This is a genomic window from uncultured Ruegeria sp., assembly GCF_947489545.1.
Lineage (GTDB): Bacteria > Pseudomonadota > Alphaproteobacteria > Rhodobacterales > Rhodobacteraceae > Ruegeria.
Genome location: NZ_CANLDZ010000009.1, coordinates 1 through 22,560 on the forward strand (window position 1 = coordinate 1; position 22,560 = coordinate 22,560).

A 22,560-nucleotide genomic window follows, 5' to 3' on the forward strand; every position below is an offset into this window, starting at 1 on the left:
AGACATCTGTGCCCGACTTAGAATATCGCGAAGTCACGCGCTTACTTCAATCCGGACCTCGGATGCTGGTCGTCTGAAGTCAGTTTGGTCCTGCATAGCGGACAACTGCGATGGACGGCACAAAAAAGGGCACCAAATGCGGTGCCCTTTTCAAGTTTTGATTGTGATGATCGGTCAGTGAACTGTCTCAACCTTGTGGAAGTCCAGGTCACGCCCTTCGGGCATTGAATCGATGCTCAACACCTCTTTGCGTTTGGTGATCAGGATAAAGACCACGCAGGCCAGATAGAGGCCGACGACAACCGCTCCGATCCACTGGATTTGCAGCCATTGGCTCTGGAACAGCAGGGTCAGAACAAACAGCAATGCGACGTTACCGGCGACATAGGCTGCCTTGCCAAACCGCTCGACCGTCATGTTCAGGTTGTCGGTATAGAGCCTGATCAGCGAGTCCAGCGAGTTGATCACAAAGGTCACGCCCACGATCACCATCGCGATGTTGGTGATGCCTGCGGTGCTGATACCATTCAGGTGATAGTAATAGAGAACGGTGAACCAGATCCCCAGCGGGATAGACGGGAAGATCAGCAGCGCCGCCAGCAGTTGCCAGGTTTTCAACCCGCCCACAAAGCGCGAGGTGAACTGGCCGATCATGATCGACCATGCGAACCACCAGAACAGGTAGAAGGCGTGATAGTCGGTCAACGGCAGAACGAACTTGTGCAGGTTGGTGAAGTAGGCGCCGATATTGCTGCCGGTTTCAACGAAACCAGTCATGCCCATGCCTGCTGCGACCCACATTCCAAGGATCAGCGTCAGGAACAGGATGGTCGAACCAACCGACAGAATGCGCACATATTTCAGGTCGGTCGACGAATAGGCCGCCGCCAGAATGACCACGAAGACGATGACATAGAAGGTTGTGACTACGGATTCACCATCACCCACCTCGGGCAAGTAACCGGGCAGGTAGATCAGGAACAAGCTGGCGGTAAACGCGCAGGTGCCAATGATGACCACGTTATTGATCAGTTTGACCAATGGGATCTCAAAGAACTTCACACGCGGCTCGATCACACAGAAGTAGAACGCCGTTAGGAAGTAGAAGGCCCAGATCAGAAAGCCCCAGAAGCCGAACTCGATTGCCAATGGGTTGGCAAAGGCGTAGGCCGGGTCTTCGGCATAGCCACCGAACTCGGTCAGCGGGAACATGATCAGGCCGACATCCAGTCCGGATGTAAACAGGATCGCGATGAATGTGAACAAGTGAACCGGTGTCACGCCAACACAGCGCAGATCCCACCATTTCACAACGAAGAAGGCGACCAGACCCAACGCGAGCAGGACGCCAAAAGACAGTATGTACTCCAGAAGCACCGACAAACCTCCCTTGATATGTCAGATTTTACCAGAGCTATCTTTAATTGGCTGACCAATCAATAAAAACACAAGGATCGGTAATCTTGCAGGGCGGATGTGTCTTTTTTAACGCGCAACGCTTGCAGCTTTTTTCAGAATCGGGAACAGTCCGCGCGATGTGACAGGGGGTCTCCATGGATCTGCGCGCTATAGCCATGGGGTTGGTATTTGCCCTGATCTGGTCATCTGCCTTCACTTCGGCGCGGATCATTGTGTCCGATGCATCGCCGTTGTTTTCGCTGGCTTTGCGGTTTTTGATATCGGGCATTCTGGGGGTCGTTATTGCCCGTGCGATGGGTCAAAGCTGGCGGCTGACGCGACCTCAGTGGCGCGCCACCATTCTGTTCGGAATATGTCAGAATGCTCTTTATTTGGGTCTGAATTTCTACGCTATGCAAACGGTCGAAGCCTCTGTGGCTGCGATCATCGCATCGACCATGCCCCTGTTGGTGGCACTGATCGGATGGTTGCTTTTGGGTGAAAAACTGCGACCGCTCGGCTTGATCGGTCTGCTGGCTGGGTTCGCCGGTGTAGCGCTCATCATGGGCAGCCGGATTGGCGCTGGTGTCGATATGTTCGGCGTCGCGCTTTGCGGTATCGGCGCGTTGGCGTTGACCTTTGCCACTCTGGCCGTACGGGGGGCGACGTCCGGCGGGAACTTCATGATGGTAGTCGGGCTGCAAATGCTTGTGGGCTCAGCGGTCTTGTTCGTCGCGGCCCCGGTCTTTGAAATGATCTACATCCACCCGACAGTCCCACTGGTGCTGGCGTTTGCCTACACCACCTTATTTCCCGGTCTGCTGGCAACCCTCATCTGGTTCCTGCTGCTGGATCGGATCGGGGCAGTGCGGGCCGCCACCTTCCACTTTCTAAATCCGGTCTTTGGCGTCACTATTGCGGCGATCCTGCTTGGTGAAAAGCTGGGATCCCTGGACGCGATTGGCGTTGGTATTACGACGCTGGGCATTCTGGCCGTACAGTTGTCGAAACAGCCCGCTCAGGGCGACAAAGCTTCGGCCTGATTAGCTCATTGGCACCAGTTCAAACGCACGACTGCGAGAGCCTTTTGAAATATGACTTTGCTTTCCGCGCCTGCACCCCCAAATATTGAACTAACACCGAACCTGACGGAGGAGCCATGACCAACTACACCAAAGACCCCGAGGCCATTGCAGCCCTCTCGCCGGAAGAGTTCCATGTCACACAGCGCAGCGGCACGGAACGCCCCGGCACCGGCAGACATTTGGATAACAAGGAACCCGGTATCTATGTGGATATCGTCTCGGGTGAGCCCCTGTTCGCCTCGACACACAAATACGAATCAGGTTGTGGCTGGCCCAGCTTCACCAAGCCCATTGTCCACGAACATGTTGAGGAACTTCGGGATGCGACCTTGGGTATGATCCGTACCGAGGTGCGTTCGAAACATGCCGACAGTCATCTGGGTCATGTCTTCCCAGACGGCCCGCGCGAACATGGCGGGCTGCGCTATTGCATCAACTCAGCCGCGCTGCGGTTCATCCATCGCGACGAGATGGAGGCTGAAGGCTATGGCGAATATCTGAATCATGTGGAGGACATCCAATGACGGAACAACGCGCTGTTCTGGCCGGGGGCTGCTTTTGGGGCATGCAGGACCTGATCCGCAAGCTGCCCGGCGTCAGCACCACTCGCGTCGGCTATACCGGCGGCGACGTGGCCAATGCGACCTATCGCAACCACGGCACCCACGCCGAGGGGATCGAGATCATTTACGATCCAGACCAGATTTCGTACCGGGATTTGCTGGAGTTCTTCTTCCAGATCCACGACCCAACAACCGTGAACCGACAAGGCAATGACAGAGGGATGAGCTATCGCTCGGCCATCTACTATGTGGACGACGCGCAAAAGAACGTCGCGCTGGACACGATCGCCGATGTGGATGCCAGTGGAATATGGCCGGGCAAAGTCGTGACCGAGGTCGAGCCGGTCGGGTCCTTCTGGGAAGCAGAATCTGAGCATCAGGACTATCTGCTCCGCATCCCGCATGGCTACACATGTCACTTCCCGCGTCAGGACTGGGTTTTGCCTAAACGCGCGGACGCAGCCGAATAACGCACCACCTACCCAGCCCCTCTCGGATGTTGAGGGGGGCTAGCCCGACGCAACCCTGGGTCGGCCGCTGGCTTCGACGGTTATCAACGCTTCGACAAACACGTCCTGTGCCTCGACCCGGGCGGTTTTGATGTCCCGGTCAACCACCACGCGGATGTCTTGGGCCCCGGCCTGCTGCACCGCGCCTTTTACTTCGTTCTTCAAAACAGTCTCTAACAAGGCCAATGCTTCATCCGATGCATTGAAATCCTGCGGCCCATCCTCCAGATGCACCCGGTATCGACCTTCAGACGGAGAGGTGACAGTCCCCGATCGCCTTAGGGTCAGCCGTCCGACAACGGCTCCGATGGCATTCGCGACCCCGGCGTGTTCGGGCAGGATCATCCGACACCGCAATTTCTCGCCCACGGCCGGATAGTAGCTAGGGGCCGATGCGCCCAGCCCTACAACATCGACATTCAACGCCGCATCCAGTGCCAGTAGCCCCCGATGCTGCGCAAGACCGCGCTGCGTCAGAACATGTCGCGCCAACTCTTGTGGCGACACTCCGAAACTGTCGGCTTCTTCGGCAAAAGCTGTCTCTAACAAGGTTAAACTGGTTTGATTTGTCAGTTGGTCCACGATCATCTGCGCCAGCAGGACAGGGGATTTGGCCAACACATCGCCCGAGCCGATCCGCTTTCGGGCGAAAAGCTCTAGCGCCTTGCGCGCCGCATCTGCGTCCCACGCATCCAGACCGCCCAGAACATGGCTTGCGTCAGATGGGGTGACGCCCGAAACCTGAACAATCCCGCGATCCACCAACCGCGCCAGCGCACCGTTCTCCATACGTGTTCGCAACAGGCTGCTCAGCGGCATGACCTGATCACCAAGCCGGTCCAGCAAACCTTCTTCGCGAGGACCGACACCATCCGCGTGAATACCCGGAACCCGGCGTGCAAACCGCGTGTCATGTTCGCCAACGGTTGTCGCGCATAACTGCTGGTCCAGAATCGCATGCACGGCGTCGGGGGCCTCTGATGCAATCAAGGAAACCGGCAACACCCGGCGCGGACCCAGAAATACACCGCCGTCCAAGCCTTCAGTCACCACACGCACCTGACTGTCGCCGCCCAAACCGTGCGTGCGCATCGCCACAGCCTCGACCATCGTCCGAAATCCACCGACCTGCGCCCCCGCCGGGTCAATCGCCGGCTTTCCATCCCGGATCAACGCCACGTCCGTTGTCGTCCCACCGATATCCGAGACCAACGCATTTTCAGCATTGGTCAACCAACGTGCGCCCACGATGGACGCAGCCGGACCACTCAGGATCGTTTCAATTGGTCGCGCGCGCGCTTGTTCCGCGCTCATCAGCGCCCCGTCTCCACGCACAACCATCATTGGTGCCGCAATCCCCAGATCCCGCAACTGGTCCTGCGCGCGACCGATCAAACGATCGATCATCCCGATCAATCGCGCATTCAAAACGGCTGTCACGGCGCGTTTGGGGCCGTTCAACCTGGCAGACAGGTGGTGGGAACAGGTGACTGGGGCACCGGTCTTTTCCCCTATGACCCGCGCAGCTGCCAGTTCATGCGCCGGGTTACGGGTGGCGAATTGCGCCGCAACGGCAAAACCTGAAATACCCTTGTGAGAGTCTAATAACGCAGTCAGCGCGGCGACATCCAACGGCGAAACTTCGGCACCTGCGTGGGTGTGTCCACCCGCGATGATCAGCGCCGGATCTCCCTTCAACGCATCCTTCAGCCCGTGCTTTTCCAGATCGCTGTCTTTGAAACCAATATATATCAGGGCCACACGACCACCCTGCCCCTCGACCAAAGCGTTCGTAGCCAAAGTGGTCGAAAGAGATGCCATAGAAATCTGATCCGCCGACACCTGTGCGTCGTCCAACACGGCCGAGATCGCCTTGCCCACGCCGATCGCCAGATCCGCACGCGTAGTCAGAGACTTGGCCGAGGCGATCACCTCTGTCTCATCCCGGATCAACACCGCATCCGTATAGGTTCCGCCCGTATCCACCCCCAAAGCCAAGGCCATCGGGTCCTCCTTTTATTCCTTGGAGACGGGTGTAGCGGTTTGAACCGACACGTCCAGCCTGTTTGCGGCACCTATGACAGTTGTTTCACTGCCCAGCGCGCTGCATCGGCCACAGTCGGATCCGGATCTTCGGTCAGCGCTTGTGCCGCGGGTCGCAAATCCGACGCGCCGGAATTGCCGATGGCATACAATACATTGCGCACAAACCGATCCCGTCCGATCCGCTTGATCGGCGAACCCGAGAATTTTGCACGAAACGCTGCATCATCCAGCTCGGCCAGTTCAGCCAGTGCTGGCGCCTTAAGATCATCGCGCGCCGCATAGCGGATATCGCTGGCCGCCACCGCAAACTTGTTCCAGGGGCACGCCGCCAGGCAATCGTCGCACCCATAAATCCGGTTGCCCATCTTCCTGCGCAGCTCTTCCTCAACCGGTCCTTTATGTTCGATGGTCAGGTATGAGATACAACGCCGCGCGTCCAACTGATACGGCGCAGGAAATGCATCTGTTGGACAGCTGTCCAAACAGGCGCGGCATGATCCGCAATGATCCACTTCCGCACGATCCGATGGTAGGTCCAAAGTCGAAAAAACAGAGCCTATAAAGATCCAGTTGCCCCAATCGCGGCTGACAAGATTGGTATGTTTGCCTTGCCATCCCAGCCCTGCCGCGTGACCCAGCGCTTTCTCCGGCACTGGTGCTGTATCGACAAACACCTTCACCTCACCTCCCGCCTCGGCGATGAGCCACCGCGCCAACCGTTTCAGGCGCTTCTTGACCAGATCGTGGTAGTCCTTGTTCTGTGCGTAAACTGAAATCGCCGCTTTGTCCGGGTATTTCAGCACCTCGGTCGGATCGTGTTCGGGTGTATAGCTCTCGGCTAGCATGATCACCGATTGTGCCTCAGGCCAAAGCGCTGCCGGATCACCGCGCCAGTGGGAGCGCTCTGCCATCCACCCCATCTGCCCATGATATCCGGCCTCAAGAAACGCATCCAATCGCGCAGGCACCTGCGGAACATCCCACGTCTTGCAAATCCGGCAGGATACAAAACCTTCGGATAAGGCCTGCTTTACAAGCCTGTCCTTCAAATCCGATCCGCACTTCATCTGGCCCAAAGTATCCTCAGGGGTGAATTGGCCCAAAGGGCCAAGAGGGGGCAGATAGCCCCCTGCTCGTCCATCCTATCAGAAATCCAAATCAGCGTAATGGGCCGGAGGGCGGAACGCTGGCACCTGATCCGCCAAGATCGACCGGAACGCCGGGCGGGATTTGATCTTGGCGTACCAATCCTTGACCGCCTGGCTGCGGTTCCAATCCACATCCGAGACATAGTCCAACGATGACAGATGCGCGGCCGCCGCAAAATCGGCCAGTGTCATTTGATCCCCTGCCAACCAGCGCCGTTGATCCAGCAGCCAGGCCATGTAGTCCAGATGATATTTGATGGCCTTAGCACCGGCTTTAACGTTCTTACTGTCAGGGTAGCCCTGACCGGTCACCTTCTTGTTGACCCGCTCATATAAAAGCTTCGACGTTACTTCGTGATGAAACTTATCGTCGAACCAACCAACCAGCCGACGCACCTCGAACCGGGCTTCGGGTTTTTTCGGCATCAGCGGGGGTTCTGGCCGAGTTTCCTCAATATATTCGCAGATGGCCGCGCTTTCGGACATGATCTGCCCATCCAAGCGCAGGACAGGCACTTTTCCAGCCGGGTTACGGCGCAGGAAATCCGGGTCTTGCTCCCAGTATTTTTCCTGGACCAACTCAACTTCTATCTTCTTCTCCGCCAGAGACAGACGAACCTTGCGGCAATACGGGGATAGGGGGACGTGAAACAGACGCGCCATGGATTTCCATTCGAACCAATATGTACCCTTCAGCTTTAGCCTTGCCGGGGTACAGGTTTCAATCCTCGAAACAATCCGCGCGACCATCTGCGCGGATGGTGGCCGCTCCATCCAATATGGCTGCGGCCCGCCTTCGGGTGCGAACAGACGGGTCCTTGACCGACCTGCTGCGAGGGGAAGGTAAGATCGCCGCAATGCGCGCCGCCTGAACCGGAGACAGCTTGGCGGCAGTGACATTGAAGTTATTTTGCGCCGCAGCCTCGACGCCAAATATGCCTTCACCAGTCTCGGCAACGTTCAAATAGACCTCGAGAATACGCTGTTTGCTCCAAAATATCTCGACAACCGGTGTAATGGATGTTTCCAGCGCCTTGCGGACATAGCTGCGACCTTGCCAGAGAAACACGTTTTTCACCACCTGTTGCGTGATCGTCGATGCGCCGCGCGACCCGCCATCTTCCAACGCATCGCGGATGGCATCGACGTCGAAGCCCCAATGCAAACAGAAATTTGCGTCCTCTGCCGCGACGACAGATCGTGCCATCATCGGAGAAATTTCCTCAATCGGCACCCAGTCCCGATCAACACGCCCCAGACGACGCCATTCCGACCAAATCGTATGTGTGACCGGCGGGTTAACGACCGTATAGAGCAAGACCAACCCGACCACAAACGCCACAGATGCCAGCGCGGCGCGCGTCACCCAACGGCGAATCTGCCCCACCAGTGGTATCTTCCTCTTGGATGCCTTGCTTTTTTTACCGCGTGACTTGCGGGCTGCTTTCTTTGCCATATCCCTGCTATACGACGCATGCCGCGCGTTTGGAACGGCCTAAATTTCGATTGCCCGGGCCTCGCGCGGTTGCACCACAGGGCGCGCCGTCTCTGGCAACATGGGTCGACGCGCACGCAGTTCAGGGAACAACTGCAGGATTTCCATCTGAGTGTCGCGCTCAGGCTGCAGCACAGCATGACCAGGGTAATAGCTTTCGCTTTTTGCCCCATTGGCAAAGATGATTTCATGTCGGGCGAAAAGCAGGTGAATATACTCAACCTCTCCACCCTCGACCCGCGTCACAGTATCACCATTGACCAGGCAATGAGCCGCGACAAGCACTTCGGAATAGCCAAACAGATATTGCGCCCGCCAGTCAGCGATCAGCATCCTGTGCTGAGGCGACACCAGCAACGGCTCATCCAGCCCGAGTATTCCCGCGTCGATCCTGACAGGTGCAAATTTACCCTCGGCCAGAACAGTCGTCTTACCAATCCACAGCAGTGGTTGTGCCCCGTTGTCGGCGGTGTCCACCAGATCGCCAGCCATCAACTCTTCAATAGGTCGCAAGCCGTCGGGTGTCGCAATCAGAGTGCCTGGCGTAAAGCAGGGCGGCCCCAAATCAGTCGTTACATCGAGCGGCCCTTGAGTGTTGACGAATGTGGAAGACACAAACGTGCCAGGTTGCAGTACTTGGCCATCCGTCGGCGTGAAAACCCGTGTGCCGTCCGCTAGATAGAACGTCGTACCAGTATATGTGATGTTTCCAACACCGGTCACATTCATCGTTACTGTGTCGCCGGGCCACGAGGCAGTTACATCCTGACCGTTGACTGTGTCGCCACTTGGTGCGTCGATTTCATCGTCGTTGTCCACGTCGTCCAGAATGAACTTGTCGACGGTTACAAACGTACCTCCGGCAGGTGGATTCGCGGGGTCAAACGAATAAAACTGATCGAGATATGTCGCCACAAAACTGCTCCAACTGGATACCCAAACGGATCCCGAGGTTAACCGGTAAACATCTACAAGATGTCAACGCTTTTTGTCCGAATTGTGGAGGTTGAAAAAAGGGCTACGGAAGTTTTGCAAAACCGTGCCTCGCTTGCAACAATAGCATGCGAGGCCCTTGATTGTGTCAGCGTTTACTCAGCCGGAACGGCCTCAGCTTCGGCACTCAGCGGATAGCTGAGCTTGTTGAGCATTTCTTTAGGGCAAACCTGCAGGAAGTGGCCGCTTTCTACATCCCAGTGTTGCAGGATATCCGCCGCCTTTCGACTTCCGGTCTCGTCCGCATGACGCCTGATCAGAGATTTCAGCTGATCGTGCCAATGATCCACGGTTACCGGACACGTCACCAGTGTTTCCATGTTCATCAGCAATTGCGCTTTGCCGTCCGGGTCATAGAGATACGCCATACCTCCGGTCATCCCGGCGCCGAAGTTTGCGCCAATGTCACCCAGGATAACGGCAATACCACCAGTCATGTATTCACACCCGTTCGAGCCGCACCCTTCGACCACCACTTTGGCGCCCGAGTTGCGGACAGCAAACCGCTCGCCGGCCCGACCTGCGGCAAACAAATGGCCGTCGGTCGCGCCATACAGAACCGTGTTGCCGATGATAGTGTTATCATCCGCTTTCAGCGGGCTGACCTGCGGCGGACGCACAACAATCGTGCCACCGGACAGGCCTTTGCCGACATAGTCGTTCGCATCGCCCGACACATCAAGCTTCAGCCCCGGCGCCGCAAAGGCGCCCAAGGACTGACCCGCCGAACCTTGCAGTTTCACATGCAAGTGGTCCGGCTGGAATGTGTTCCGCATGCCGAAGTTCTGCACAATATGGCTGGAGACGCGCGTACCAACGGTCCGATGCGTATTCTGCACGGCATAGGACAGCTGCATCTTTTCACCGTCTTTCAAGAAGCGGGCTGCATCGCGGACGATTTCTGCATCCAGTGTATCGGGTACCGCATTCCTCTCTTTGTCGCGGTTATAGACGATGTCATGCGCACCATCGACGGTAATCAGTAGTGGATTGAGATCCAAGTCGTCCAGATGCGCAGACCCACGGCTGACCTGAGCTAGTAAATCAGCCCGACCGATGATCTCGTCAACAGACCGTGCGCCGAGGCTGGCCAGCAGCTCGCGGACTTCCTGAGCGTAGAAGGTGATCAGGTTGACCACCTTGTCTGCATTGCCGGTGAACTTGGCACGCAGAGAGTCGTCTTGCGTACAGACGCCAACCGGGCAGGTGTTCGACTGGCACTGACGCACCATGATACAACCCATTGCGATTAGCGCGGCGGTGCCGATACCGTATTCCTCAGCCCCCATCATCGCGGCCATGACGATGTCACGACCGGTGCGCAAACCACCGTCGGTCCGCAGGGTCACGCGATCGCGCAGGTTGTTCATCGCCAGAACCTGATGTGCCTCGGTCAGACCCATTTCCCACGGCAGTCCGGCATATTTGATGCTGGTTGCAGGCGATGCCCCGGTGCCGCCATTGTGCCCCGAGACCAGGATCACATCCGCCTTGGCCTTGGCTACACCGGCCGCGATCGTGCCGACGCCCGAGGACGCCACCAATTTCACCGTCACTTTGCAGCGCGGATTGATCTGTTTCAGGTCATAGATCAGCTGCGCTAGATCCTCGATCGAGTAGATGTCGTGGTGAGGCGGCGGCGAGATCAGCGTCACGCCTTTGGTCGAGTGACGCAGACGCGCGATCAGGTCGGTGACCTTCATGCCGGGCAGCTGACCGCCTTCACCGGGTTTCGCACCCTGGGCGACCTTGATCTCCAGCTCTTCACACTGGTTCAGGTATTCGGCTGTCACACCAAACCGGCCAGAGGCTACTTGCTTGATCTTGGCAGATGGATTGTCGCCGTTGGGCTCGGGTACAAAATGCGCCGGATCTTCACCACCCTCGCCCGAGTCGGATTTCGCACCAATCCGGTTCATCGCTACATTCAGCGTTTTATGTGCCTCGGGCGACAACGCCCCGAGAGACATACCCGGTGTGACGAACCGCTTTCGGATCGAAGTGATGGATTCCACCTCTTCAATCGGTACCGGCTTACCCAGGGGTTTGAAATCCATCAGGTCGCGCAAATGGATCGGCGGGTTCGATTGCATCTTGGCCGAATACTGCTTCCACAGCTCATATGAGGCTCTGTTGCAAGCCATTTGCATCATGTGCATCGAGGTTGCTTCCCACGCATGGGTCTCACCCGATTTACGCGCTTTGTAGAAACCGCCGATGGGCAGAACGTCCAGGCCGCTGTCCCAACCCTTGGCATGGATCTCTTCGAGCTTGGATTGAATGCCAGTCACACCAATGCCAGAGATCCGGCTGGTCATACCTGGGAAATACTCGGCCACCATGGCTCGGCTGAGGCCAACAGCCTCGAAATTCAGACCACCGCGATAGGACGAAATCACCGAAATGCCCATCTTGGCCATAATCTTCAGCAGGCCCTGGTCAATTGCATCACGATAGCGCGCGACGTTTTCAGACAAACTGCCATCCAACAGGCCGCGATCGATCCGATCCGCCAGAGAATCCTCGGCCAGATAGGCGTTCACAACTGTCGCCCCACAGCCAATCAGAACAGCGAAGTAATGCGGATCCACACATTCCGCCGCGCGTACGTTAAGCGAGCAGAAGGTTCGCAAACCCTGGCGCGTCAGATGCGAATGCACCGCACTGGTCGCCAGGATCATCGGCATGCCAACGCGACCCTCACCGGAATTCATGTCTGACAGCACCAAATGCCCAGCGCCGGACCGCACAGCTTCTTCTGCTTCGGCTCTAACACGGGCTAATGCGGTGCTTAGCGCGCCTTGACCGGGTTCAAAGCTGCAGTCGATTTCTGCCAGAGGTGCGTTGAAATTTTCGACCAGCTTGTCCCATTGCGCGTTGCCCACGAACGGGCTCTCAAGAACGATGATTTCGGTCTGGCTGCTGTCTTCGTCCAGCACGTTCTTAAGATTCCCGAAACGTGTCTTCAGCGACATAACGCGGTATTCACGCAGGCTATCGATCGGCGGGTTCGTCACCTGACTGAAGTTCTGGCGGAAGAAATGGCTGAGTGGTCGATATTGTTTGGAAAGAACTGCCGATGGGGTGTCATCGCCCATCGAAGCCAGAGCCTCTTTGCCGTCTTCAGCCATAGGGGCAAGGATCTGTTCCAGTTCTTCTACTGAATATCCAGCTGCAATCTGACGCTTTCGCAACTCTGCGCCTGAAAAGATCGGGGTTTCAGCGATGCCGCCTAAGATGTCATCCAGATCGTTGATCTTGCCAACCCATTCACCAAACGGCAGCGCACGGGCCAGCTTGTCCTTGATTTGCTTGTCGCGGAACAGCTTGCCCTTCTTCATGTCCACGGCCAGCATCTGCCCGGGGCCAAGTGCGCCTTTTTCCGCCACGGTGGCTTCATCAATCGGCACCATTCCAGCCTCGGATCCGGCGATGACAAGACCGTCGCCAGTCACCACATATCGCATCGGGCGTAAGCCGTTCCTGTCCAGACCGGCGCAGACCCAGCGACCATCCGTCATGGCCAGCGCGGCCGGGCCATCCCAAGGCTCCATCACCGAGTTGCAATAGGAATACATATCGCGCCACGCCTGTGGCAGCTCAACGGCCTGCTTAGACCAGCTTTCCGGCACCATCATGGTTTTGGCCATCGGGGCAGAACGTCCGGCGCGCACGAGAACTTCGAAAACAGAGTCTAATGCGGCGGAATCCGACGATCCACCCGGGATGATTGGTTTGATATCTTCTGCAAAATCTCCGAAAGTCCCGCTTGCCATACGGATTTCGTGGCTTTTCATCCAGTTGATATTGCCCTTCAGAGTGTTGATCTCACCGTTGTGGGCCAACATCCGGAAGGGCTGAGCCAGCCACCATTGCGGGAAGGTGTTGGTCGAATAGCGCTGGTGATAAATCGCAAAGGCGCTTTCAAAGCGTTCATCCATCAGGTCGGGGTAGAAGACCGCCACCTGTTCAGCCAGCATCATACCCTTGTAGATGATCGAGCGGCAGGACAGTGATGCCAGATACAGGCCGGAAATCCCGGCAGCCATGGCGGCCTTTTCGATGCGACGACGGATGACATAAAGCTCACGCTCAAAGGTGTCTTCGTCAACACCTTTGGTATTCGAGATCAGGATTTGCTCGATTTCCGGGCGGGTCGCGTTTGCTTTTTCGCCCAGGCACGTCACATCGACGGGCACATGACGCCAGCCGTAAATGTAGTAGCCCATGCGCAGAACCTCGGTTTCCACGATGGTTCGGCATTGCTCCTGCGCGCCAAAATCGGTTCGCGGCAGAAACACCTGACCGACGGCAATCAACTCGTCCAGATTGGGCTCGTGACCCGTACGGCGAATTTGGTCATAGAAGAACTGAACCGGGATTTGCACGTGAATGCCGGCGCCGTCGCCGGTCTTTCCATCCGCATCCACGGCACCCCGGTGCCAGATCGCCTTGAGCGCGTCGATACCTGCATCGACAACCTTGCGGCTTTTTTTGCCGTCGACCGAGACAACAAGGCCAACGCCGCAAGACGAATGTTCTTCGTCTTCAGAATACAGGCCGTTTTCGGCCATCCACTTGCGCTTTGTTTCCTCAGCCCGCACCCAATCGGCATCATATTTGGTCATTGGCTGTCTCCTTCTGCCGGCAGGGCATACATGGCTTCGACCTCGGTTTGGGTCATTTGACGGCGTTCACCTGCGAACGCGTACCCTTCGGGTTTTTTGTCGATGTAAAGTTCAAGCTTCAGCGCACTTCCGGTGCCATTACCGAACAACCCGGCGGCCATCTGGGTCTGGCCATGCATCTCGCCCGGCAGCGTGATCCGGTACCACAACGCAGATCCACAGTCTGAACAAAAGGCGCGTTCGGCCCAGTCCGACGACGTGAACGTTTTGACTGGCCCCAAGGCGGCGTATCCCGGCTCGGCCGGGAAGGTCACCAGCATCGAGCTGGTCCAGCGGCGGCACATGTCGCAATGGCAGGCGCCCAGCGCCTCTTTCGCGGGGGTCGCAGTCACTGTAACCGCGCCACACATGCATTGACCTTGCAATTCGGGCATTTCAGAACCCTCCTGTCGCTGAGCTGTTGCTTATTCCGCTGCGACGGCAGCTTTGGCGTTGAACCGGTCGATTATGGCTTCGGCACAGTCGCGACCGTCGCGGATGGCCCAAACCACCAAAGATGCACCGCGCACAATGTCACCAATGGCATAGACGCCGTCCATTTCCGTCTCGCCGGTCTGGAATGCGGCTTTGACGGTGCCCCAACGCGTAACCGGAAGGTCGGGCTGACCAAAAAGTGTTGGCAAATCTTCGGGTTCAAACCCCAGCGCCTTGATTACCAGATCAGCGTCTTCCACATAGTCAGCGCCGTCGATCACCTCGGGCGCCTGACGACCGGTGGCATCGGGCTGACCCAGCCGCATTTTCTGCACCATCACTCCTGAGACTTTCGCGTCACCCGTGAATCCCTTGGGCGCGCTCAGCCATTCAAAGATTACGCCTTCTTCCTCGGCGTTCTGGGTTTCGCGCAGCGATCCGGGCATGTTGGCTCGGTCGCGGCGGTAGAGACATTTGACCGATGTCGCACCCTGCCGGACCGAAGTACGTACGCAATCCATCGCGGTGTCGCCACCACCGATAACCACCACCTTCTTCCCTTCGGCATTCAAGCGGCCATTGTCGAAATCCTCGACAACATCACCAAAGCTTTTGCGGTTCGAAGCGGTCAGGAAATCGATCGCTTTTTCAATCCCGGCCAGACCGCTGCCGGGCATGGTCAGATCGCGGGATTTGTAAACGCCCGTCGCAATGATCACCGCAACATGTTTGGCGCGGATTTCGTCGAACTTGGCTGCGTCAACGTCGCAGTTCAGCACAAATTCAACCCCGCCATCTGCCAGCAGGTCATTGCGCCGTTGCACGATATCCTTTTCCAGTTTGAAGCCGGGAATGCCATACATCAACAGCCCGCCCGCGCGATCATGGCGGTCATAGATCGTAACCTGAATACCCGCGCGGCGCAGTAAGTCTGCTGCCGCCAACCCACCTGGTCCGCCACCAATGATGCCGACGCTTTCCGGTCGTTCGGCAGACGGCTGCGCAGGCTTCACCCAGCCTTTGTCCCAGGCTGTGTCGGTGATGTATTTCTCAATAGTTCCGATGGTCACCGTGCCATGACCTGATTGCTCGATCACGCAATTGCCTTCGCACAACCGGTCCTGCGGGCAGATACGCCCGCAGATCTCAGGAAATGTATTGGTGGCCTGACTGGTCTGATACGCCTCTTCCAATCGCCCGGTCGCCGTCAGGTTCAGCCAATCGGGGATATTGTTGTGAAGCGGACAATGCGTCTGACAATAGGGAACACCACACTGGCTGCAGCGGCTGGCCTGTTCAGCGGCTTTTTCGGCGGCGAATTCAGCGTAGATCTCGTCAAAGTCTTCCTTGCGGTCATTGGCGGCACGCTTTTCGGGCATGACGCGGTCGATCTGCACAAATTTCAGCATCGGTTGCTTGGCCACGGCTCTGACTCCATGAATTGGCTTGGTCGGATCTGTTTAAGGGATGGGTTTTCGGATGAAAAGTCAATACTACTGACATAAATACCAAAAAGTCTGATGCTCATGGCATTTGAGCGGAAAAACACCGTAGTTTTAGTTCCGAATCGGACCTTTATGGGTGCTTTCCTTTTCGGCAGGACACTTATACTCAAGAAACGCGAATAACGCGTGACGGCAGCACGGCAGGGCAGATGAGTCTCTTTCAATTGATTCTCGTTGCAATAATTCAGGGAATTACTGAGTTTTTGCCCATATCTTCGTCGGGCCATCTTATCCTGTTGCCCAGCCTGACTGGCCTCGCGGATCAGGGCCAGGCCATCGATGTGGCAGTGCATGTCGGCACCCTGGGTGCAGTTGTGCTGTACTTCTGGTCAGACGTTAAACAAGCCATAATCGGCTTGCCGCGGGCACTGACCGGGCGCACGGATACGCCACAAGCGCGCTTGGCCCTTGGTTTGATCGTCGCCACAATTCCAACAGTGATTGCCGGCCTGATTCTCCATGTGACGGGCCTTAGCGCGGCCCTGCGTTCGGTCGCTGTCATCGGTTGGACGATGCTGGGCTTTGGCCTTGTTCTGTATTGGGCGGATCAGAAAGGAAAGCAAACCAAAGACGCCAGAGATTGGGGCCTGCGCGATGCTGCCGTCATGGGGCTTTGGCAGGTTCTGGCACTGATCCCCGGGACGTCACGGTCTGGCATCACCATCACCGGCGCCCGCCATCTGGGGTATACCCGCGAAGACGGAGCCCGGATTGCCATGCTCATGTCTATCCCAACTATCATAGCTTCGGGTGTTCTCTTATCTGTGGACGTGGCGCGTCAGGCAGATGCCCAGTTGGCCAAAGACGGTGCAACCGCTGCCGTATTCGCCTTTGTATCCGCCCTGTTGGCCCTATCCCTGATGATGCGCTTGTTGCGCAGTGTCAGCTTCACGCCTTACGTCATCTATCGCGTCATACTGGGCATCGTTCTATTGGTGATCGCCTATAGCTGATCAGGTTCGCAGGTTTCCCGCCGAATTCTGGATGTCATCATACTGACCAGAAGGCCGGAATTTCCACAGATACTCTGGCAACACTGATTCAAGCGTTGTGGGCTCGATCCCCAGATCCTCAAAGGTTTTGGCGTCCTCCGACACGACATTGTCGTGACGCAGGTTCTTTAGCTGATCCCGTGTCAGGATATGGTTGGGAAATAGCTGGAAACTGACGAATTTCAGGATATCCAGCATCCCGGCCATGATCCGAGCAATCCAGAATGGCATACCAATAATGACCCTGTGGCGGTGAATCACGGCAAGCATCTGTTGCATCAACGCCCGGAAAGTTTTCACCTCGGGACCACCCAACTCATAAACCCCTGCTTCGGCCTGCCCAAGCACACCTTTCACTGCGGCTTTTGCGATGTCATCTACGTAGACCGGCTGGAATTTTGTCCCAGCACCAACCAGAGGCAAGACGGGTGCCATGCGAGTCATACCAGCAAACCGATTGAAGAACTGGTCTTCGGTCCCGAAAATGACGGATGGGCGCAGGATCACCGCGTCAGGCATATGCGCCAGCACTCCGGCCTCACCATGTGCCTTTGTTTGCGCGTACTCACTGGCGGCCTCTGCGTCCGCACCAATAGCCGAGATATGAACCATGCGAGCAATACGCTGCGCCGCCGCTAGCCGGGCGATCCGTTCGGCGCCGTCCGCTTGTACAGCATCAAACTCGTTTTTGCCCAACTCATTCAGCACGCCCACACAATTCACAACCGCATCTGCGCCCCGCATCGCCAGCGCGACCGAAGCGTCATCGCGAATGTTACACAAGACCGGTTCGACCTGACCCACAACGCCATAGGGTTTGACAAACATCGCCTCGTTTGGGCGCCGCACTGCGACCCGCACGCGCCATCCCTCATTCGCCATGCGCCGCGCGATGTATCGACCGACAAAACCCGATCCGCCATAGATCGTGACCAGTTTGGACATGAGAGAGCTCCTGCTCAGTAGTTGCGCCTTAGAACTAACGCTCAGACGACCTTGGAACAAGGCGCTAATTCGCCGCGCGAACGCTGGCAAATGCGACCTCGGCCGCTGTACGCGCCCTGCCTTCTGAGCGATTCAAAAAACTTTCGAGAAACCATCCGAATCTGGTTGACGCTTTCCGCTAGTAGGCTTAAACGCCCCTCCACGACACCTGCCCAGGTGGCGGAATTGGTAGACGCGCTAGCTTCAGGTGCTAGTATTCGCAAGGATGTGGAGGTTCGAGTCCTCTCCTGGGCACCAAAAATCCGCGCAAACAATTGTTTATGCTGGTACTTTTCCAACCAACCGTACCAACCCCTGATTAGTCGTCTGAAATCTCAGGCGATAGACGACGTTCTACTCGGTGCCCTCACGATTCCGAAGCTGGCCCAGTTCTCACCATTAAGAAAAAGCCGATTGAATTTCAGGTTTTGTCAGGCTCTGATCCCGCCTTGCTTAAAGGATACACCCCACCGACGCGCAGCAAGAACGAACAGAAGCCCGTTTCTTTCCGTGATATTGGAAAGCCCACCTTTGTATCAAAGCCAAATAGCGTAGGACCGCGCAAGGATCGGCGGTATCGAAAACCGACAGAAAATGTACATCCTTGCGTGCCAAGGAAGCATAGCACCGGGCCAAACCCACTCAATTGCCTGTGTCGCTGTGTCTGCGTTAGCTCTAAAAAGAAGTTTGCGTCACATCCCGGATGGTATTGTTCGGGGATCTCACACCTAAAGCTCGACATTGACCGGGGACGGGCCTATCCAGATTTCAATCGGTTCGTTCCGACCACGAAGCGTGTGTAGGCCGGCTGGCCGCAATCCCATTTTCGAAGCTCGGTCATGCGCATCCGGATTCGACATCAAGAGCGCACTGGACAGAGCAATAGCTGCGCTTTGAGATTTGGCGAAGTCCTGCAGGCGGCTGGCGGTGTTCACGACGTCGCCGCTGACGGCAAGCTGTTTGTGACGCTTGCCGCCAATGATACTGGTCTTGACCGGGCCAGCATGTCCGCCGACCCTTAGACCAAGACCGGGCCAGTCTGAACTTGAACCAACCGCCACATACAGCGCTTCGATGAAGCGCAACGCGCGAATTGTGTCGTCCGAACCTGGCTCTGGCAGGCCAAAAACAACCATGGCGCCATCCCCGGCAAAATGCGTGATTATTCCGCGCAGCGGTTCAACGGACTGCTCAACAATCCCATGAAAAAGTCGCAGAAAATCGGCCGTGCCTTCGGGGCCAAGCTTTTCGGAATATGCCGTGAAATTTGCAACGTCGACAAACAAAACAACCGCAGGCCGTGCTGCAGCTTCAAAGCGGGGGTCGGTCGCATCTGCCAACCGCTCAACAATCAGAGGCGATTGGTACAGCGCGAGATTCGCAGCACGCCTACGATGTTGCACAAGTCGCAACCCGATACCTGCACTCGCGCCCAGCAGCAGCGACAGGAGCGCCGTGACCCCATCCAGCCACCACCCGGCGACGAACGCGGCTTGCAACACAAGGGCCAGAACGCAGAACGCCGCAGCGGTCGCAAAAGCCCCGAGCCAGGGTCGGTCCAACCTCGCTGCGAAGAACCCAAGCGTGGATGCCATCAAAGCCAACGCGACGTCCCATACCCACGTCACAGCGTCACGCCTCAGGAAACGTTGTTCGATCGCGTTTGCAGCCAAGGTTGCATGCAACTCAACTCCGGGAAACGTAGCATCATACGAGGTGGCGTGCCGGTCACCGAACCCGGTTGCGGTGGCTCCGACAAATATGATTTTGCCCGTTAGGTCCGCATCGCCAAGGCTTGCGAAGGAGTAGGTTGGAATTGTGCCCCCCGGCCCATAGAAGTTCAAGGGAATGGCCCCCCGGCCGTCCAAAGCGATCAGTGTTTTCCCAACTGAAAGACGCCCGCTTGTTAGCGACGACCTCAGTCGCAAATCCAGCTCATCATCCGACGCCTTCACGGCTGCAATGGCGAGCGAAGGATACCAAGCGTTGCCGTCTTCGGTCGCCAGATACTGCGCCGCACCAAGTCTGCGTGCCGCGCCATCGGTGTCATGGCGAAGGGTCACATGACCGATCAAAGCACTCCCACGCAGCGTCTCAGTCGGTCCCAATGCCGGTAGAGGTTTGTTCAATTCAGGCGCGATCACGACCGAAAAGTCACCACTCTCGAGATCCTGCAACCCAGCATCAGCAGGTGCTTCAGCCACACCAAGAACAGCACTGGTTCCTGCCAACGCCTCGGCAAGGCCAACGTCGCCCTCACGCGGATCAATCAGCAGAAAATCCAAAGCAATTGCTTCTGCGCCTGCCTCGGCTGCAAAAGACACCGCCTTTGCCAAAGCGGATCGAGACGGCGGAAAGGTTTCGAGCTGGGACATTGCCGCATCATCAAACGCAATAATTGCGACCCCTTCCGGTGGCGTCAAAGGGCCACGCCAAAGGAATCTGGCATCAAGCAGCCGACCTTCGACTCCTTGCCAAAACGCACTTCGATCTCCGGGATGCCAGATCGCGGTCACCAGACTCAGAATGAGCACAATCGCCCCGGTAATCCGTCTTGCGCGTCGAAACCCGTCGCGTACTACCATTCTGATCCAAGAAGTGCGTCGAATGTCTCAATACGTGTCCGCGCCCAATCCGTGACCGAGCCAATTTCACCAGAGGACGACACATCAATACCTTCCCCGGGTCCCAGTTTTGCATCGGCATCATCAACCACAACAAACACCGTACCTTCTCGTGTGAAAATGGCGCTTGCCCGGTTCTCGACCTGCATCGCCCATTCAGTGGAACGGACAGCGGCAACAGCTGATGGTGTTCTCACCTGCACACCGTTCCCATCTTCTGAGGAAAACAGAAACCCGGCGATACCGTCAATCAAGCGAAGACCAAAGGGGCGCGTTTCACCCTCAAGCAGACCAAGCAAATCAATCTCGGTCTCTGGTCCCACAACAACTTCTAGACCAGCCGAGCAGGTCATGGTGACCCGCGCGGCAACTTCCGTGCGCAGCTTTGCATTCCGCCCTAAACCCAAACCGACGACCGCAGACTGGGTAGATGCGCCTCGGGCAGAAACGGTCGCCTGCCCCTCCACGCGTGTTACGACGCACGTTCCCTGTGTTTGAGCAACAGCAGGGAAAGCAAACCAGGTAGAGAAACAAGTTAGAAAGGTATAAATCAGGCTCTTAAAATTCATTACTGCCTCGCAAAAGAGGGAACCGATTGAAGAGTGAACAGTAAGAAGCGAGAGGTCAACCAGTGACGATCTTCGTTTCTATTGAATCACTGGAAAACCGCTTATTCCGATCAAAACCAATACTCAAAACAGACACTGAAACGTCTCGCAAACCTTAGACAAAGTATACTTTCGCTCAGCATGCAGTAAATTCTGCTCGTTGTGCTTTGCAAACGTCATAACAGGCGCAAGATACGTATCAGCTCTCACTTGGGTCGAGATACGTCCAAAGTCAACCTTTAGGCAAATGACCTTTGTTACGACCGCCTTGTTGGGCCTGTTCCCAGGCGGGCGCCCGATCGTCGCTCCGACCGCGGTTCTGATAGCGCGCCCTTTAACGAGAGCATGCTGAAACATGTTCGAAAGCTATTCTGTGGCAACAAACGCCACATACCTGATGCTCGTCAATTGGGCACCAAAGTTTGCGATAGATTCCAAATGACCCTGGAGGTAATCAAACCCGCGATGGATATCCGCAGAACGTCACAGTCGCACTAGGCCCGAGTAACTGGATCGAGCGGGCACATCAAATTGGACGTTGAATGGCAATGAAATGCGTAACTACATCACTCTCATCGCGAATCGGGCGCAATTCGCATTCGTGGACAAAGAGCTCTCCGTTCTTGCGGTAGTTAGTTATGCGTATAGTGCCATTCTGGCAGTTCTTGATAAGCTCACGAAACTGTTCAATCGCTTCAGGCTCGGTCTCAGGCCCTTGAAGTAAATCAAGACTCCGACCGATCACTTCTTCTGAAGAATAGCCGGTGTGCGTTATGAACTCGTCAGAAACAAAAACAACAGGAACTCCAGGTTCTGCGAGACAAACGACAGCCGAATGTGATTTGAAATCTTCGCTGTCTTCTTCGCCTCGCTCCTGCAGGAACTGGTCAATACTGCGTTGCGTCACGCCATCTCCTATTTCTGCTCAGCCGAAACGATAGCTTCCACAAGTTGCACCAGCCTCAGCTTCTCATCAACATCCGAAAGCTTCACAAAGGAGCTTACGAGACGCGCCAGCAAATCAGCTTCGACCGGCATTTCTGCTGGCTTTTCGACTCTAACACTTTTTTTTGGAGAGTTAGGCAGCATAGACTCGATGGGCACCGCATAAAAATCAGCGAGTGCGATAAGATAGGGCAGACTGCATCTGCTTTGGGCGTCTTCGTATTTCTGGTATTGCTGCGGGCTGATGTCCAGAATGCTTGCAACCTCTGCTTGGGTCATGCGTTGTTCGGTTCGCAAACCGCGCAGTCTTTGCCCGACATGACCATAGACATCTTCGGAAGAGAAAGCGCCAGGGATTGTCAGGGTGTCGTTAGCGTTCATGTGCCCGTCTCTGTTTATCATAACATCGTCAATGTGGAGAACTATCATCAAAATGCAACATGGCCAACAACCTTTAAGAGAATATTCCACAGCATTTGGGCAAAATTCAGACCTCAACATGAAAGTAGTGTCGTTTTCGCGGACGATTTCTCGCTATTTTAAAGCATCTTTTGGTATTACCT

The 22,560-nt window shown here is 56.3% G+C and carries 18 protein-coding genes and 1 tRNA gene; 5 read left to right on the forward strand and 14 right to left on the reverse strand.

Annotation, left to right across the window (positions count from 1 at the left end; all coding sequences use genetic code 11):
• Positions 1 to 174: 174 nt before the first annotated feature.
• The gene (locus Q1B13_RS13485) at positions 175 to 1,371 is read right to left on the reverse strand and encodes a BCCT family transporter (RefSeq protein ID WP_299081415.1); all 1,197 of its coding nucleotides are present in this window, start codon (positions 1,369 to 1,371) and stop codon (positions 175 to 177) included.
• Positions 1,372 to 1,553: 182 nt separating this feature from the next.
• Here Q1B13_RS13485 and Q1B13_RS13490 point away from each other — a divergent pair, with 182 nt between their 5' ends.
• The 3 genes from Q1B13_RS13490 (at position 1,554) to msrA (ending at position 3,516) form a co-directional block, all read left to right on the forward strand.
• Complete coding sequence (locus tag Q1B13_RS13490) at positions 1,554 to 2,441, forward strand: DMT family transporter (RefSeq protein WP_299081403.1); 888 nt, start codon at positions 1,554 to 1,556, stop codon at positions 2,439 to 2,441.
• Positions 2,442 to 2,557: 116 nt separating this feature from the next.
• A complete protein-coding gene (msrB, locus tag Q1B13_RS13495) occupies positions 2,558 to 3,007 on the forward strand; it encodes a peptide-methionine (R)-S-oxide reductase MsrB (protein ID WP_299081400.1) in 450 nt (149 codons plus the stop codon).
• Positions 3,004 to 3,516, forward strand: a complete 513-nt coding sequence (gene msrA, locus Q1B13_RS13500) for a peptide-methionine (S)-S-oxide reductase MsrA (RefSeq protein WP_299081397.1) — start codon at positions 3,004 to 3,006, stop codon at positions 3,514 to 3,516. The genes msrB and msrA overlap by 4 nt, the downstream gene beginning before the upstream one ends.
• A gap of 39 nt (positions 3,517 to 3,555) precedes the next feature.
• Here msrA and Q1B13_RS13505 read toward each other — a convergent pair whose 3' ends face one another.
• From Q1B13_RS13505 to Q1B13_RS13540, 8 genes are all read right to left on the reverse strand, one after another.
• On the reverse strand, positions 3,556 to 5,559 hold the full coding sequence (locus Q1B13_RS13505) for a hydantoinase/oxoprolinase family protein (RefSeq protein WP_299081394.1): 2,004 nt from the start codon (positions 5,557 to 5,559) through the stop codon (positions 3,556 to 3,558).
• 71 nt (positions 5,560 to 5,630) lie between these two features.
• Positions 5,631 to 6,668, reverse strand: coding sequence for a tRNA epoxyqueuosine(34) reductase QueG (gene queG, locus Q1B13_RS13510; RefSeq protein WP_299081391.1), 1,038 nt, complete (start codon positions 6,666 to 6,668; stop codon positions 5,631 to 5,633).
• A gap of 78 nt (positions 6,669 to 6,746) precedes the next feature.
• A complete protein-coding gene (locus Q1B13_RS13515; protein ID WP_299081412.1) occupies positions 6,747 to 7,412 on the reverse strand; it encodes a glutathione S-transferase family protein in 666 nt (221 codons plus the stop codon).
• A 58-nt stretch (positions 7,413 to 7,470) separates the two neighbouring features.
• Positions 7,471 to 8,205, reverse strand: coding sequence for a monofunctional biosynthetic peptidoglycan transglycosylase (mtgA, locus tag Q1B13_RS13520; RefSeq protein WP_299081389.1), 735 nt, complete (start codon positions 8,203 to 8,205; stop codon positions 7,471 to 7,473).
• 39 nt (positions 8,206 to 8,244) lie between these two features.
• Positions 8,245 to 9,159, reverse strand: a complete 915-nt coding sequence (locus Q1B13_RS13525; protein WP_299081386.1) for a Hint domain-containing protein — start codon at positions 9,157 to 9,159, stop codon at positions 8,245 to 8,247.
• Between the two features lie 173 nt (positions 9,160 to 9,332).
• Complete coding sequence (gene gltB, locus Q1B13_RS13530) at positions 9,333 to 13,865, reverse strand: glutamate synthase large subunit (RefSeq protein ID WP_299081383.1); 4,533 nt, start codon at positions 13,863 to 13,865, stop codon at positions 9,333 to 9,335.
• Positions 13,862 to 14,299, reverse strand: a complete 438-nt coding sequence (locus tag Q1B13_RS13535; protein ID WP_299081380.1) for a GFA family protein — start codon at positions 14,297 to 14,299, stop codon at positions 13,862 to 13,864. Before Q1B13_RS13535 ends, gltB begins: the two co-directional genes overlap by 4 nt.
• A gap of 30 nt (positions 14,300 to 14,329) precedes the next feature.
• Positions 14,330 to 15,763: an NAD(P)-dependent oxidoreductase gene (locus tag Q1B13_RS13540; protein ID WP_299081377.1), complete on the reverse strand. Its 1,434-nt coding sequence runs from the start codon at positions 15,761 to 15,763 to the stop codon at positions 14,330 to 14,332.
• A gap of 230 nt (positions 15,764 to 15,993) precedes the next feature.
• Here Q1B13_RS13540 and Q1B13_RS13545 point away from each other — a divergent pair, with 230 nt between their 5' ends.
• The gene (locus Q1B13_RS13545; RefSeq protein WP_299081374.1) at positions 15,994 to 16,797 is read left to right on the forward strand and encodes an undecaprenyl-diphosphate phosphatase; all 804 of its coding nucleotides are present in this window, start codon (positions 15,994 to 15,996) and stop codon (positions 16,795 to 16,797) included.
• Here the strand turns inward: Q1B13_RS13545 and Q1B13_RS13550 are convergent, their stop codons facing one another.
• The gene (locus Q1B13_RS13550) at positions 16,798 to 17,781 is read right to left on the reverse strand and encodes a complex I NDUFA9 subunit family protein (RefSeq protein ID WP_299081371.1); all 984 of its coding nucleotides are present in this window, start codon (positions 17,779 to 17,781) and stop codon (positions 16,798 to 16,800) included. It abuts the gene before it with no gap.
• A gap of 210 nt (positions 17,782 to 17,991) precedes the next feature.
• Here Q1B13_RS13550 and Q1B13_RS13555 point away from each other — a divergent pair.
• A tRNA-Leu gene (locus Q1B13_RS13555) sits at positions 17,992 to 18,078 on the forward strand.
• Positions 18,079 to 18,548: 470 nt separating this feature from the next.
• Here Q1B13_RS13555 and Q1B13_RS13560 read toward each other — a convergent pair.
• The 4 genes from Q1B13_RS13560 to Q1B13_RS13575 all read right to left on the reverse strand — a co-directional run bounded on the left by Q1B13_RS13560 (position 18,549) and on the right by Q1B13_RS13575 (position 22,498).
• Positions 18,549 to 20,405 carry a CHASE2 domain-containing protein gene (locus Q1B13_RS13560; protein WP_299081368.1) on the reverse strand — a complete coding sequence of 619 codons (1,857 nt, stop codon included), beginning with the start codon at positions 20,403 to 20,405 and terminating at the stop codon, positions 18,549 to 18,551.
• Complete coding sequence (locus tag Q1B13_RS13565) at positions 20,399 to 20,911, reverse strand: FecR domain-containing protein (protein ID WP_298935787.1); 513 nt, start codon at positions 20,909 to 20,911, stop codon at positions 20,399 to 20,401. The genes Q1B13_RS13560 and Q1B13_RS13565 overlap by 7 nt, the downstream gene beginning before the upstream one ends.
• 667 nt (positions 20,912 to 21,578) lie before the next feature.
• A complete protein-coding gene (locus tag Q1B13_RS13570) occupies positions 21,579 to 21,959 on the reverse strand; it encodes a PAS domain-containing protein (RefSeq protein ID WP_299081362.1) in 381 nt (126 codons plus the stop codon).
• 8 nt (positions 21,960 to 21,967) lie between these two features.
• Positions 21,968 to 22,498 (reverse strand): helix-turn-helix domain-containing protein, encoded by a 531-nt coding sequence (locus Q1B13_RS13575; RefSeq protein ID WP_367180705.1) that lies wholly within the window; start codon positions 22,496 to 22,498, stop codon positions 21,968 to 21,970.
• Positions 22,499 to 22,560 lie beyond the last annotated feature (62 nt).

What these genes read in the sequence shown, in the direction of transcription:
- Q1B13_RS13560 (WP_299081368.1), bottom strand. Translation starts at nt 20,405, where the DNA reads ATGGTAGTACGCGACGGGTTTCGACGCGCAAGACGGATTACCGGGGCG.
- Q1B13_RS13505 (WP_299081394.1), bottom strand. Translation starts at nt 5,559, where the DNA reads ATGGCCTTGGCTTTGGGGGTGGATACGGGCGGAACCTATACGGATGCG.
- Q1B13_RS13515 (WP_299081412.1), bottom strand. Translation starts at nt 7,412, where the DNA reads ATGGCGCGTCTGTTTCACGTCCCCCTATCCCCGTATTGCCGCAAGGTT.
- msrB (WP_299081400.1), top strand. Translation starts at nt 2,558, where the DNA reads ATGACCAACTACACCAAAGACCCCGAGGCCATTGCAGCCCTCTCGCCG.
- mtgA (WP_299081389.1), bottom strand. Translation starts at nt 8,205, where the DNA reads ATGGCAAAGAAAGCAGCCCGCAAGTCACGCGGTAAAAAAAGCAAGGCA.
- Q1B13_RS13575 (WP_367180705.1), bottom strand. Translation starts at nt 22,498, where the DNA reads ATGTTGAGGTCTGAATTTTGCCCAAATGCTGTGGAATATTCTCTTAAA.
- Q1B13_RS13535 (WP_299081380.1), bottom strand. Translation starts at nt 14,299, where the DNA reads ATGCCCGAATTGCAAGGTCAATGCATGTGTGGCGCGGTTACAGTGACT.
- queG (WP_299081391.1), bottom strand. Translation starts at nt 6,668, where the DNA reads ATGAAGTGCGGATCGGATTTGAAGGACAGGCTTGTAAAGCAGGCCTTA.
- Q1B13_RS13550 (WP_299081371.1), bottom strand. Translation starts at nt 17,781, where the DNA reads ATGTCCAAACTGGTCACGATCTATGGCGGATCGGGTTTTGTCGGTCGA.
- msrA (WP_299081397.1), top strand. Translation starts at nt 3,004, where the DNA reads ATGACGGAACAACGCGCTGTTCTGGCCGGGGGCTGCTTTTGGGGCATG.
- Q1B13_RS13545 (WP_299081374.1), top strand. Translation starts at nt 15,994, where the DNA reads ATGAGTCTCTTTCAATTGATTCTCGTTGCAATAATTCAGGGAATTACT.
- Q1B13_RS13490 (WP_299081403.1), top strand. Translation starts at nt 1,554, where the DNA reads ATGGATCTGCGCGCTATAGCCATGGGGTTGGTATTTGCCCTGATCTGG.
- gltB (WP_299081383.1), bottom strand. Translation starts at nt 13,865, where the DNA reads ATGACCAAATATGATGCCGATTGGGTGCGGGCTGAGGAAACAAAGCGC.